Consider the following 13,338-nt stretch of genomic DNA (forward strand, 5'->3'; position numbering starts at 1 on the left):
TCTAAAAAAAATAGAACTTGAATTAACAAGTTCTACTTTCACAATTAATCTTCTTTTTTATCTGCAAGAATTCTCTTAGCCATTTCTTTTCCAAGATCTTTTAATTCTTGAATTTGTTCGTCTGTTGCAGCACCTTTGATTTCGGGTTTTATATCTAAAACATTGTACTTCATTTCTTCTGCAAACTGGTCAAATCTTTTCATTGCTCCACCACTCCAAGAGTATGAGCCGAAGAATCCCCAAATATTATTTTTCATCTTTTGATGTTTTAATTCTTCAATTAGGAATGACATTGGTGGGAATATATTGTTGTTATAAGAGCATGAACCTAAAATAACCCCTTTATATTTCCATGTATCTGCTAATAGATACGATAAGTTAGTTTTTGAGATATCTCTAATTCTGACATCACTTATTCCGCCTTCAACAACTCCTTTTGCAACTGCTTCTGCCATTCTCTCTGTATTTCCATACATACTTCCATAAATTATTACTACACCATCTGTAACTTTTTGTTTTGAAAGTCTTGTATACAAATCTAATATCTTTGAAGGATCTTTTCTCCAAATAACTCCATGCACCGGACAAATCGTTTTTATATCAAGACTCTCTAATCTATTAAGTGCTTTTAAAGCTTGTCCTGAATATTTTCCAACTATATTTATAAAGTAACGAGTTGTTTCAGATAGATAGTAGTCGTCAAATTTTACCTCGTCATCAAAAATTGCACCGTTTAATGTACCAAATCCACCAAATATGTCTTGAGAGAATAGAGTTTTTGTAGCCTCTTCGTAGCATACCATCGATTCAGGCCAGTGAACCATTGGTGTCATATAAAAAGTAAGTTCTCTATCTCCAAGTTTTAAGACTTCCCCATCTTTTACTTCGATTATATTTTCTGTAATTCCATAGTAGCTTTCTAAAAGCGGCACTGTCTTTTTGTTACATATGATTTTTACATGCGGATATATTGAAAGTAACTCAACAATCCCACTCGAGTGATCCGGTTCAATATGGTTTATTACAAGATAATCAAGTTCTTTATCTCCTAAAATTTCATATAACTTTTCTAAAAATCCTTGCACTGTAGTGTCTTTTACAACATCCATACAGATGCTAACTTCCCCTGTAAGTAAGTATGAATTATATGCAACTCCATCCGGAAGCGGCCACATCCCCTCAAAAAGTTGAGTTATTCTGTCGTTTACTCCAATGTAATATAAGTTTTCTTGTATTTTTTCTGTCAATAAATTGTTCATTATTACCTCACTTTAAAATAATTTCAACAGGACAATGATCAGACCCCATAACACTTTGGTGAATCTTAGAATCTTCAATCCTATCTAAAAATCTTTCAGAGACTACAAAGTAGTCTATTCTCCAACCTATGTTTCTCTCACGTGCTTTATTAAAGTTACTCCACCAGCTATATTCGTCGGCTCTATCTGGATAAAAATGTCTAAACGTATCTACATATCCGCTCGCCAAAAGTTCTGTAAACTTAGCTCTCTCCTCGTCGCTAAACCCAGCAGATTTATGGTTTGTATCCGGATTTGCCAAGTCAATTTCATTATGTGCGACATTTAAATCTCCACACAACACTATAGGTTTATTTTTATCAAGTTCATTTAGATAGTTTCTAAAAGCATCTTCCCAAACTACTCTGTAATCTAAACGTTCCAATTTTCTCTTTGAATTAGGTGTATAACAAGTTATAAAATAATAATCTTCAAATTCAAGAGTTATAACTCGCCCTTCTGTATCATGCTCTTCAATTCCTATTCCATAAGTTACAGAAATCGGTTTTAATTTTGTAAAAACTGCCGTTCCTGAATATCCCTTTCGCTCTGCATAATTATAATATAATTCATATCCTTCAAGTTCAAGTTCCAATTGTCCTTCTGAAAGTTTTATTTCTTGAAGCCCAATTATATCAGGGTTCATCTCTGCAAGTTTTTCTAAAAAACCTTTTTTCACTGCTGCTCTAAGTCCGTTTACATTCCACGATATAAATTTCAATCTTCACCTCTAATATTCTTCCATAAAAGATATTTTCTTTCCGTCTTTATTCTTATATCCTATAATAGCTCCCAATTCAACATTTTCAGCTGACCTCAAAATGCTAATTGCGGCATTTGGGTTTTTCTCCTCTACTCTTGCAATTAAATTCTTAATATAGCCTCTCATGGAGCCTTCTTCTTTTTTCTGTGCAACTTCGCAAGCACAATCAAGTGCATGAAGTCCTGTAGAATTTATAAAATTTATAACCGACTCTTCCCTTACATAGTACATAGGTCTTATCAGCTCAAGGCCTTCAAAATTTTGAGAATGAAGTTTTGGCATCATAGTCTTATAGTTTCCTGCAAAAAGTATATTCAACATTATAGTTTCTATTACATCATCAAAATGGTGCCCAAGCGCCAACTTATTACAACCCAGTTCCTGTGCTTTGGCATATAAATTCCCTCTTCTCATTCTTGCGCACATATAGCATGGATACCCATCAGATACTTTTTGAGAAACTTCAAACACATCCGAATTGTGGATCTTCAGAGGAATCCCTAGCCTTTCACAATTGTATTTAAGTGTTTCCCTATTTTTATTGTTATAACCCGGGTCCATAGCTATAAATTCAAGTTCAAAATTCATCTTCCCATGCCTTTTAAGCTCTTGTAGACATTTTGCAAGTGTAAGAGAATCTTTCCCCCCTGAGATTGCAACTGCAATTTTATCTCCATCTTGAATCATGTCAAATTCATTAATTCCTTTTACAAAAGGCACCCATATATATTTTCTATAACTTTTTATTAAACTTCTTTCAATTTCCTTTAAAGCCTTTATATTATTCAATCATCTCTCTCCTTAATCCTAGTTTATTATAACATGATTTCGGTACATATTGGGTATATGTATATAGGTGATTATATGAAAAATAATGTAAATGGTCCAAAATTTTCAGAAGCTTTAGTTGCGATAGCCTTAATTTTCTTAGGAACTATTTGGAGCTATTTCTCAATTTCAAATAAAATGATTTTACTAAGAGATGGTGTAGACCCTTTCATCGTAACTGCACTACATATATGTGGCTTTATAATTATTTCAATAGGCATCTTTTTATTGGTGTACAAGCTAAGAATAAATATATCTTTTCATAAAAGTCATAAAAAGAAAGACTTCTCTAAAAAGCGAGTTCATAAGACAAATTTTAAAAATTTCCATAAGCATAACCTCTGCCCTAATTGTGGTTTTGAATTAGAAGATTACTTTAAATTCTGCCCAGAGTGCGGTTATAAAATAGAAGATGAAGAAATATTTTGAATTTAAAAATAGGTTCTAGTGAATTTATCTAATCATTAGAACCCTATTATCTATTAAATATTATGTTTTAATCTATCAACAGCAACTTTCAATCTATTTAATGCTTCTATCAATACATCTGAAGGCACAGCTAAATTAAATCTTTCGTATCCTTCTCCACCATCTCCAAATATATATCCTTCATCCAAAAACAACTCTGCCTCATTTATCATAAATTCTTCAAGTTCTTCGCTGTTCATACCTAAGCAATTAAAATTAACCCATTGTAAATAAGTTCCTTCATTTAATTTTACTTTAATCTCTGGGAAGTTTACCTCGAAAAACTCTTTAAATATTTTTTGGTTTTTTTCTATGTGTAATAAGCATTCTTCTAACCATTCTTCACATTCATTATATGCTATTTCACAAGCTTTATATCCTAATACGTTTAGCGCTATCCCATTTATGTTATTCACTTCTTCTATAAATTCATCTCTTAATTCCTTATTTTTTATAATAATATTGGACATTCCCATTCCAGCCAAATTAAATGTTTTTGATGGTGCTGTAAATGTTACAGTTTTATCTGCCAATTCTTCACTTAGAGTCTGTAGCACTAGATGTTTATTCCCTCTCATTACTAAATCATGGTGTATCTCATCACTCAATAATATAAGATTATTTTTCAATACTATTTCGGATATTTTTTCTAATTCTTCTTTCTTCCATACTCTCCCAACTGGATTGTGAGGGGAACAAAATAGCAATACTTTATTTTCTTCTTTAGATGCAAGCTCATTTAATAGTTCATAATCAATAGTATAATTTTCATCCTCTTTAATCAAAGGGCAATTTATAACTTTTCTATCTTGTAATTTTATTGCATTGAAAAAAGGATAATATACTGGAGACATAACAATTACACCTTCATTTTTTTGAGTAAACGCTCTAACTGCTGTAAAAAGAGCCGGAACAACCCCCGGTGTATTTATAATCCATTCTTTTTTTATTTTAAAATTGTGCCTTCTATCCATCCATGAAATAACAGCATCATAAAAACTATCGTTTGCGATTGTGTAACCTAAAATAGTTTCATCTATATATTTCTTTAATCCTTCTCTAATTTCCGGAGCATTCACAATTTCCATATCTGCTACAGATAATGGTATTACATTTTCTGATACATTAGGTTTTTTGTTATACATATCTATCCATTTAAATGACCCTTGTTTTTTTCTATCTATTAATGTTTCAAAATCATATTTCATATCTTTTCTCCTTATTCTTCTTCTAGTGCTTCTTTTATTATTCTAAGTCTATTTTCTTCTAAGATACTCTTTTTTACTCTTCCAGTTTTTAAACAAAATACTGATAATACTAATACCAACAATAAAATAGCTACCATAAATATCTTTTCAACCGGCTTAAAACTAATAAATAAATTATAACAAACTATTAATGCACATATTGATGATGCAATACAAATTAAATTTATCATTAGTTTAGGCATATGTAATATACTTTTATCCCATTGTTCATCATGTTGCTTTATTAATTTTATACATTTAGCATTGCAATACGCATTCATTAACATAGATGGTATCATAACCAAAGAAACCATTGCTCCTAAGCTAAATCCACCAACTACAGGAATAATACTTATTATATAATATAGTAAGTAAACTGCCCATGGATATCCTGAATCTGTAGTCTTTGTAAAAACTTTTGGCAACCATCCATCTTCAGCAACTTTTAACATAGGATATCTTACCATTGTCACACCTGTTATCATCGAAGTTGCTATGGCAAATGTAGCTCCTCCTATTATAAAAATTACAAACAATATACTTGGAAATATTTCCCTTGCAACAACACTTAAGTTTTGACCCGCTACTTGATCTATTGGCAATACGCCCGCTGCTACATATGACATTAATGCATATACTAAAGCCAATACTACTGTAACCAAAAGTATTCCTAATGGGATATTCCTCTTTGAATTTATAGTTACTGCAGATACTGATACAGGACCCATTGTAGTCCCTTGGCAAGCCCATCCCATTATAGCTATAGCTGATATAAATCCTGACATCTTATCTTTAAAAAAATCAGTTCCACTAAAATATCCTGTAGTAACTTTTGGCAAACCAAATATTATAAATGACAGTATAGAACATATTAAAACAACTGTCATTATACTATTTAAAGTAGATATAAATTTAGATCCTTTTATTGTTGCACCAAATAATACCGTTATAATTATTACAGCTAAAATTTTGGTATAAGGTAATATTTCCGGAAAAACTATCGATAAGTATTCAACAATTGCAACACTATACATAGCTATACTAAACCCATTTATAAAAGTTATATATGCTCCTACACCAGTTAAAACAGGTCCAAAACAAATAGCTTTCTGACTATAATCTCCTCCCTTAAACACAAACATCGATGATAAGAGTACATTATAAAAATAGGCTAATAACATAACAAGGCAACCCACTCCTACTGCTAATACTACAGATTTACCAGTGTATTCTATTCCTAACCCCATTAATACAAATATCCCTGATCCTACAGCTCCTCCAAACCCTAAGTTAAAAACATCAAATAACTTTAGTGATTTCTCCTCAATTCTAGCTACATTCATTTTACAACCCCCTTTATAATTTAGGCACTTAATTATTAAGTATATTTTAATACTCTTTTCTCACATTTTCAATATGGATTTTCAAATTTTTATTGTTATAATATTTTTAGAGGTGCACAAACTTGAATAAAAAATTATATTTAGAAAACATTATTGATACGTGGGTAGAACCTAATGAAACAGACGACAAAATTCATGAACGCTATAAAGAATTGAATAAAATTGTTACTCCTATGTATGACTTCATACTTTCTTACTCTAATTATTACAATACTAGACGCGATTATGGTAATGGTATGTTATCCACAATGATAGAAATTCATATATTAACTGATATTTATGATTATAATAATATTACTGTCTCTGATTTAGCTGATAAATGGAGACGTAGTAATTCAGCGATATCACAAATCGTTCGTAGATTAATAGGGAAAAATCTTGTTACTCGTAAAAATAGTGAACAAGATGCAAAAATATTTTATTTAGAGTGTACTAATGATGGTAAATCACTCGTAACTCTCCATAAAAAATATGATAATTTAGATATTATAAAAACTCGAAAAAAGTTATTAGAAAAATTTACAATTGATGAGCTTGTAGCTTTTGACCAAATTTGTTTAGAATATACAAAAATATTACGTGAAAACACTTCTGATACTGATAAATAATTTTAATTTTTCAATCCGACACTCAAATTAATTTATTAATTTAAAACTTTATTACAAATTTTAAAAAGAAGCTCTAAGGTCTGACCCTAAAGCTTCTTAATTTTTACTTATAGATATTATATAGCACTTGGGCTACTTGAGCTCTTGTAAATGGAGTTTTAGGACTAAATGTACCATCTTCCATTCCGTTTACAATCTTAGCTTTTGCAAGTTCTTCAACTGAATCCTTAGCCCAGCTTGAAATCTTAGCACTGTCTTTAAATTCTGAATTTCCACCATTCTTAACTGTGACTCCTGTAACTTTTAAATATCTAGCCATTATTACAGCCATTTGTTCTCTAGTCATAACATCATTTGGATTAAATCTTCCATTTCCCACTCCGTTGACTATTCCCGTTTCACTTGCCCAGTTCACATATGGTGCATAAAATTCTCCTTGTTTTACATCTGAGAACTTAGAACTTTGATATTTACTCTTATCAATTTTTTGAATTCTTCCAAGAACTGTTACAAATTCTCCTCTTGTCATACCTCTATCCGGATCAAATTTGTTATCTCCTACTCCTTCAAAATATCCTTTAGACAAGCCAAATTCTATAGCTACTCTTGCCCAGTGGTTTTGAATATCGTAAAGATTGCCAGTCTTATTTATTACTTTCTTTTCCTCATTCTTCTTAGGAGTTATATCTTTAGCAGATGACCAATTAAATCTTAAGATTGCATCTTGTTCACCAGCTCCCGGGCGTCCACCTCTTAATTCATCCATTGCATCTACCCAAACAGCAATTTTCACATCTTCTATTTTAGAATTTAAAGTGAATGACCAAACTCCGCCACCTTCATTAGTAGCTTCATACTTGCCGCCATCATAGTAGAATAATTTTGTTATATTACCTGTTAAAGTCTTACCTTTAAATGACTTTTCAATAGGCTTAAATGAAACATAGTATTTGAATTTTCCATCTTTTTCTTCAACTCTAGCTATTTTATGAACCCCATCTCTTGCCATTGAAGTCCCATTTCCATCAGCTCTTAAAACTTCTACTCCTACTTCGTAAGTCTTTACATTTTCGTTGATTTTCTTACTTTCTAATGAATTTTTAGTTTCAACGCTCTTTGTTGTATTATTCTTAATTAGATTTCTCTTCGCTCTAATCAAATCATCTAGCGCCCTACTTATATCTCTATCAGAAGCTCTATAATCTCTTACTACATCTCTTGCCCTATCCAATGAATATTGAAAATCTCTCCAAGATCTATCTTCATAATCTCTAGAATTATAATTCAATCCATTTCTAATTTCTCTCTCTAATTCATCTTTTATGCTAAATCTAGAGTTGGAATTTGGATTATAATTTGAGCTTACTTGACTTTTATTTGATGGATCAAACACCATTCTAAAAACTCTATTTCCAGATCCATAGCCGCCACCAGCTAAAGCATCCATCATATCAACATTGACTTCTAACCAAACTTCTGTATTTCTATCTAAAACTTCCCTTGGAACTTCAAATGTAAATATATTTCCTGACTTGCGCGCAGGAATTCTACTTCCATAGCGACTATTGCCGCTAAAGCTAAATAACTCTTGAACTTCTCCTTCAAATCCTCTGTAATTGATTGATTGCATTTTAACATCCGCATACAATCTATTATTTTCTTCTCTTATAGTTACAGGGTTTACTATGGCATTAGCTGCCATTGAAGTTTCATTTCTATCCGCTTCTAATGCAGTTACTCGCATTGTATACATATTTGAATTTGTACCATTAGTAACTCTTCTATCCACATTAGTAGATGTAGAATTATTTAGTCTCTTAAGTCCATTTCTTGCTTTAACTAATTCTTCTTTAGCTCTATCTATCTCATCTTGTGTAAAGTTTTTATTTTCAATCAAAATATCTGCTGCCTTGTCATATTTTTCTTTAAAAACATTCCATGAACTTGGTTCATAATCTCTCTCAGACAGTGCATAAGACTTATAATATTCTTTTCTTAAATCATCTTTTGTAAGACTTATGTCAGTACTGCTTTCACTATTATTAACTACAGGTTTAAGACTTTCAGAATTAGGATTTAAAACAAGCTTTGCTGATTTACTTCCTTTACCTGAACCAAGTTCTCCATTTGCAAGCATATCCATTATATCTACAATAACCCTTACATTAACTTCATACTTTTTAGTTAAAACTTCTTTAGGAACTGTAAAAGTAAACTTAGTTGGATACTTTTTAATCTTACTTGTCGGATTAGTTATAGTTTTAAAATCAGATTTTGTAGTTTCAATTTCACCTTTTAATGCTTTGCTTTTATCCGTTTCATTGTTGGACTTACTACTTCCATCCTTTATAAACAAATCCAGTAAATGCCCTTTTAAAGCTCCATTATTATTTTTAATTTCTAATTCTCTTGTATTTATAGTTATGGTCGCTTTTTCTCCATCCACCTTGGCAGTTATAAAGCTAAAAGCATCTTTGCCCATAGCCTCTTCTTCTGAGCCATCTCTTTTCCATTCAAACGGAATTTTATATACACCTGCTTCAAGTGCCTTTTTGTTCCCAATATTATCTTCTATATTTTTATCTGTTTTAATTTTTGAGTCTTTCTCATCAGTAATACTTAAGTTAGGAATTTCTGACTTAATAGCATCTTTTAATTGACTTTCCGTAATTGTTTCTTTGTTATTGTCTAACTTCAAATCAGCATCTCTATAGTCAATAGTTGCTGATGTCATATAGGCTCCCGTTTGAATCTTGAACTCTTTTTCATCTTGTTTATCTCTTATAAACGAAATTACTTTAGTATATCCAGGACTTTTACTTAATCTTACACTTGTCTCCTTAAATTGATTATCTTCAAAATGCTTTAAATTCTGAATTTCTGCCTTTACTCCCATAACTTCCATAGGTTTAAATAACAAATGATATATAGTTTTTCCCGCTACTTGCTCTATATAGATTTCCTTAGACATCGCATCATTTGCCATAGAATCAGAAGAAAGCCCACTCTCGGCAATTCTTCCCTTTACCTTAAAATACTGTCTTTCCCCTTTAAGCTTAGGTACTAAACTTTTTTCTATATCTTGTAATTTTTTAATCTTATCCTGTATTTGAGTAGGATTTAAATGTTTGTTTAACTCCTCTTCACATTCCTTTATAGCTTTTTCTAAAAATGCATAAGACCATTCTTCATAATCTTCTGCCTTTTTAGTTCTGGCACTTTGCACTGCAGCTTCCAATAATTTATTATCTTTATCTTTTCGCTGTAAAGCATTTTTTGTACTATTTAAAGAATCGTAAACTTTAGATAAACTTGCATCATCCTTACTATTTCTAAAAGTTTCAAGTGATTTTTGGTAAGCAGTTTTAAACTCATTTACATTACTATCTTTAAATGCTCCTTGCTCTATTTCTAACAATGTTTCATAAGACTCATTTATAAGTGTTTTTAAATTTTTCTTTATTTCAGAATACGTTGCTCTTTTTCTGTTATTTTCCTTTAAAGCATCTATAATCGCACTCTTTACTGCCTTTTTAACATCTGCTGTTGCTCGTGCTTTTAAATCGCTATCTCTATCTTCTATGACTATTTTTTCAATTTCTTCTAACGTCTTGCCCTTGTACTCTTTAAAACCTTCCGCCATATATGAAGCATATGCAGGATTGCCCGCAACCGCTGTATTGTTATCTGTCACTTCTAATACTTTGTCTTCTGTAGTATTAAGTTTGATTTTTAGTTGAATAGTCTTTTCCGGCAGTCTATACTTACCTAATATTATAGCTGGATCTTTATCAGACGGTTTGTATTCCGAAAAAGGATATGATATTTCCGTTGGAATTTCTGTTCCATAGTAATATACCTTAACAGACTTAGCTGGTCCATTCCCATCTAAATCTTTCATATTGATTATTTCATGAATAAATTTTAAGTTTGTATATACACTATTTTTTAATATATATGCCCCTGCCTTATACTCTGAATTTATTGTACCTTTTGAGTCATAAAATACATTGTTCAAATTTCCAATAACATTACCTTTTTCATCTTGTGGCGTATATATTTGAAAAGCACTACTTCCTGCTGTAGTTACTAGAATAAGCCTTATATTTTTATTTAAAAGATCAATTTGTTGAGGATCTCCATTTGCTATCTTGCCATTATGATACTCAAAATCAGATGACAAACTATTTATAAAATGTGGAGAGTTTATTATTGTTTTATTATTTTTCCATTGGTTCAAATAAATTCCTTCCACACCCTCAATATATATTCTTTTTTCAGGTAACTTGTACTTACCATTTTTATCTTTTATATTTACAAAATATATACCTCCTAAATGTGTTTTTGGCCCTGTTAACTTATATTGTCTATCTTTAATTTTCTCTAATGTATATTGTCCTTCCACTTCCTCATTATATATTCCATAAGTCACCCCCTCAAATTCCAATTCAAAATCTTCAGGTAACGTACTTTCAAATATATATATTGAATTTTTTCCTTCATCATATTTGTCTTTTAAAGTTAATGTTTGACCTTTTTTTAATATCCCTTCTTCATTCACATCTTGCACATCTTCAATTTTTTTGTTTTTGTCAGAATCTTTCTTTTCAGCTTTTTCCTTTTTATTGCTATTTAAAATTTCTCCTTGAGATATATTTTTATTTAAATCTTTTGTATACTTCTTGATTAAGCTATCTCCTTCAACAAGTAAAAATAATAGTTCATCTATTCCATAGCTTTTATCTGCATTTTCTATTTTATCTAAAAATAGGCTAATTTCTGAGTTTATTTTTATTCTTTTTAAAATTTTTCTTGTTCCCTAATTTTATTTACTATATCTTGACTGTTTCGTTCTGTATAATCTTTTTCTTTACTTATATCTTTCTTATATACTGCTATAAGTTTTTCATATCTATTTATAAGATTAATAATATCTGTAGAGCTACTTTCCTCAAAATTTTCTTTATATCCTCTTATAATTATTTCTAAATTTTTATAACTATCTTTGTCCTTCCCTTCTTGTTTATTTATTATATTTTGTATTTCTTCTGCTCTTTTCCTCAATTCTTGCTTTAAGTATTCCTGTATATCTTCTATCTCTTTTATAGATTCATCTTTCTCATCTGCCGGAACATCTTTTGTTGATTCGCTTTCATTCTTTTTGATTAAGCTATCTCCTTCAACAAGTATTAATAGTACTTCTTCAAGAGTTATTTCTTCATTTACAGTTTCTATCAGACTAAGATGAGCACTAATATCTGAAGATTTTGGATTTATTTTTTCTAACTTTTTCTCATCATTTTTTATTTTTGTTATTATAGACTTTATATTTTCACTTGCTTTTTTTTCATCTTCATCATTATACTGATTCATTTCCTTTTTATATCGCACTAAATTTTTTCAAATAGTGCTATCAATTTTATAATATCAGTACTACTCTGATCTTCAAAATTTTCTTTATAAGATTTTATAATTACTTCTAAACCTTTATAACTATCTTTCTCCTTCCCTTTTTGTTTATTTATTATATTTTGTATTTCTTCTGCTCTTTGCCTCAATTCTCGCTTTAAGTATTCCTGTACATCTTCTTGATTGCTATTTGTACTTTGACTGCTTATAGACAACACTTCCATAGGCCCTCTAGCTCTAACTTGTGCCATAACCGGACTAGCAGTTGACGCCGCCATTTGCAATGCCAACATAAGTGCCATCGCTCTATTTATTTTATTATTCATTGTCATTTTCTCTCCTTTACTATTTTTTTATTATCACTGTACGAGTTTCTGCGTTCCAATCCACTTTAGCGCCAGAAATTTCAGCAATTGCTCTTAATGGCACAAAAGTTCTGCTTTCTTTTATAACTGCCGGAGCGTCGATTTTAGTTTTTACTCCATCTTTTTCTATTTCAGCTTTTCCAATTGTCAAATTGATTTTTTCATCTATAAAAACTTTTTGAACCTCTCCATTCCAATCCACTTTTAAACCAAGTGCCTCTGAAATAAATCTAACAGGAACCATAGTTCTGCCATTTTCTATATATGGTTTAGTATCCATTTGAACTTCTTTGCCATTTACATTTATCTTTATTAAATCGCTATTTTTCTCTTCAACTTTCACTTTATTTTCTTTATTATTTTGTGATTTTACATCAACATTAGACCAATCTAAACTCAATATTGCCTTTTGCTCTCCGGCACCCGGAGTTCCCCCTGCAAGTTCATCCATGGCATCTACCCAAACTGCTATTTCAATTTCTTTTTCTTTTAACATATCTCTTGAAAATTCAAAATCTGTCTTATCGCTTTTCTCTATTTTTTTAGCTTCAGTTTTAGAACTTCCTGATATTACAAACAAGTTAGTTACTTTCCCCTCTAATCCGCTAAATTGTAGCGGTTTGAAAGATACTGTATAAATGGACTTCCCATTTTCTTCTTTAACTTTTGCTGTATGTATAATGGCCTCGTTTGCCATAGACTTTTTACCGGCTTCTCTTGAATAGTGTATAATCTCAACCGGCAAATCATAATTTTCCCCAGCAGCCAATACGCTTGATGTCAGCATTAAAACCAAAACCATAATTGTTAAAAATAATTTCTTCATTTTTCTTTCTCTCCTTTTCTTTTTATTTACAGATCAAAATTTATTTTCTTTAAATAAACTTTAGATCTCATTTTTTTGATAATATATATCATTTGGAAAGGATTATATCATTAACTTTTTATA

General features: G+C 30.6%; 11 protein-coding genes. 2 read left to right on the forward strand and 9 right to left on the reverse strand.

Going from position 1 to position 13,338, the window contains the following annotated elements:
• Positions 1-44 precede the first annotated feature (44 nt).
• The 3 genes from HMPREF9129_RS00765 to HMPREF9129_RS00775 are packed head-to-tail and all read right to left on the reverse strand — an operon-like array spanning position 45 to position 2,850.
• A complete protein-coding gene (locus HMPREF9129_RS00765) occupies positions 45-1,259 on the reverse strand; it encodes an FprA family A-type flavoprotein (protein WP_004819293.1) in 1,215 nt (404 codons plus the stop codon).
• Positions 1,260-1,266: 7 nt separating this feature from the next.
• On the reverse strand, positions 1,267-2,019 hold the full coding sequence (locus tag HMPREF9129_RS00770; RefSeq protein ID WP_004819295.1) for an exodeoxyribonuclease III: 753 nt from the start codon (positions 2,017-2,019) through the stop codon (positions 1,267-1,269).
• A 9-nt stretch (positions 2,020-2,028) separates the two neighbouring features.
• Positions 2,029-2,850 carry a tRNA 2-thiocytidine(32) synthetase TtcA gene (locus HMPREF9129_RS00775; protein ID WP_004819298.1) on the reverse strand — a complete coding sequence of 274 codons (822 nt, stop codon included), beginning with the start codon at positions 2,848-2,850 and terminating at the stop codon, positions 2,029-2,031.
• Positions 2,851-2,925: 75 nt separating this feature from the next.
• Between HMPREF9129_RS00775 and HMPREF9129_RS00780 the strand changes: the two genes are divergently transcribed.
• On the forward strand, positions 2,926-3,318 hold the full coding sequence (locus HMPREF9129_RS00780; protein ID WP_040552103.1) for a zinc ribbon domain-containing protein: 393 nt from the start codon (positions 2,926-2,928) through the stop codon (positions 3,316-3,318).
• A 53-nt stretch (positions 3,319-3,371) separates the two neighbouring features.
• On the opposite strand, the gene HMPREF9129_RS00785 is transcribed toward HMPREF9129_RS00780, so the two are convergent.
• Together HMPREF9129_RS00785 and HMPREF9129_RS00790 are read right to left on the reverse strand one after the other, a co-directional pair.
• The gene (locus HMPREF9129_RS00785) at positions 3,372-4,565 is read right to left on the reverse strand and encodes a MalY/PatB family protein (RefSeq protein ID WP_004819301.1); all 1,194 of its coding nucleotides are present in this window, start codon (positions 4,563-4,565) and stop codon (positions 3,372-3,374) included.
• Positions 4,566-4,576: 11 nt separating this feature from the next.
• On the reverse strand, positions 4,577-5,947 hold the full coding sequence (locus HMPREF9129_RS00790) for an APC family permease (RefSeq protein ID WP_004819303.1): 1,371 nt from the start codon (positions 5,945-5,947) through the stop codon (positions 4,577-4,579).
• 122 nt (positions 5,948-6,069) lie between these two features.
• On the opposite strand from HMPREF9129_RS00790, the gene HMPREF9129_RS00795 reads away from it, so the two are divergent.
• The gene (locus HMPREF9129_RS00795; protein WP_004819305.1) at positions 6,070-6,615 is read left to right on the forward strand and encodes a MarR family transcriptional regulator; all 546 of its coding nucleotides are present in this window, start codon (positions 6,070-6,072) and stop codon (positions 6,613-6,615) included.
• A gap of 103 nt (positions 6,616-6,718) precedes the next feature.
• On the opposite strand, the gene HMPREF9129_RS00800 is transcribed toward HMPREF9129_RS00795, so the two are convergent.
• The 4 genes from HMPREF9129_RS00800 to HMPREF9129_RS00815 all read right to left on the reverse strand — a co-directional run bounded on the left by HMPREF9129_RS00800 (position 6,719) and on the right by HMPREF9129_RS00815 (position 13,215).
• Entirely contained in the window at positions 6,719-11,176 is a 4,458-nt protein-coding gene (locus HMPREF9129_RS00800) for an S-layer homology domain-containing protein (protein ID WP_040552105.1), read from the reverse strand.
• Positions 11,177-11,415: 239 nt separating this feature from the next.
• The gene (locus tag HMPREF9129_RS00805) at positions 11,416-11,988 is read right to left on the reverse strand and encodes a hypothetical protein (protein ID WP_040552107.1); all 573 of its coding nucleotides are present in this window, start codon (positions 11,986-11,988) and stop codon (positions 11,416-11,418) included.
• Positions 11,989-12,005: 17 nt separating this feature from the next.
• Positions 12,006-12,350, reverse strand: a complete 345-nt coding sequence (locus HMPREF9129_RS00810; RefSeq protein WP_156792603.1) for a hypothetical protein — start codon at positions 12,348-12,350, stop codon at positions 12,006-12,008.
• Positions 12,351-12,369: 19 nt separating this feature from the next.
• Positions 12,370-13,215 carry a stalk domain-containing protein gene (locus HMPREF9129_RS00815; protein WP_004819313.1) on the reverse strand — a complete coding sequence of 282 codons (846 nt, stop codon included), beginning with the start codon at positions 13,213-13,215 and terminating at the stop codon, positions 12,370-12,372.
• Positions 13,216-13,338: the final 123 nt, after the last annotated feature.

The organism is Peptoniphilus indolicus ATCC 29427 (assembly GCF_000227315.1).
In the GTDB taxonomy this organism is placed as follows: Bacteria; Bacillota; Clostridia; order Tissierellales; family Peptoniphilaceae; genus Peptoniphilus; species Peptoniphilus indolicus.

Bases quoted from the DNA above. Each gene is read 5' to 3' on its own strand.
- HMPREF9129_RS00765 (WP_004819293.1), bottom strand. From the start codon at position 1,259: ATGAACAATTTATTGACAGAAAAAATACAAGAAAACTTATATTACATT.
- HMPREF9129_RS00780 (WP_040552103.1), top strand. From the start codon at position 2,926: ATGAAAAATAATGTAAATGGTCCAAAATTTTCAGAAGCTTTAGTTGCG.
- HMPREF9129_RS00785 (WP_004819301.1), bottom strand. From the start codon at position 4,565: ATGAAATATGATTTTGAAACATTAATAGATAGAAAAAAACAAGGGTCA.
- HMPREF9129_RS00790 (WP_004819303.1), bottom strand. From the start codon at position 5,947: ATGAATGTAGCTAGAATTGAGGAGAAATCACTAAAGTTATTTGATGTT.
- HMPREF9129_RS00805 (WP_040552107.1), bottom strand. From the start codon at position 11,988: ATGAATCAGTATAATGATGAAGATGAAAAAAAAGCAAGTGAAAATATA.
- HMPREF9129_RS00810 (WP_156792603.1), bottom strand. From the start codon at position 12,350: ATGAATAATAAAATAAATAGAGCGATGGCACTTATGTTGGCATTGCAA.
- HMPREF9129_RS00815 (WP_004819313.1), bottom strand. From the start codon at position 13,215: ATGAAGAAATTATTTTTAACAATTATGGTTTTGGTTTTAATGCTGACA.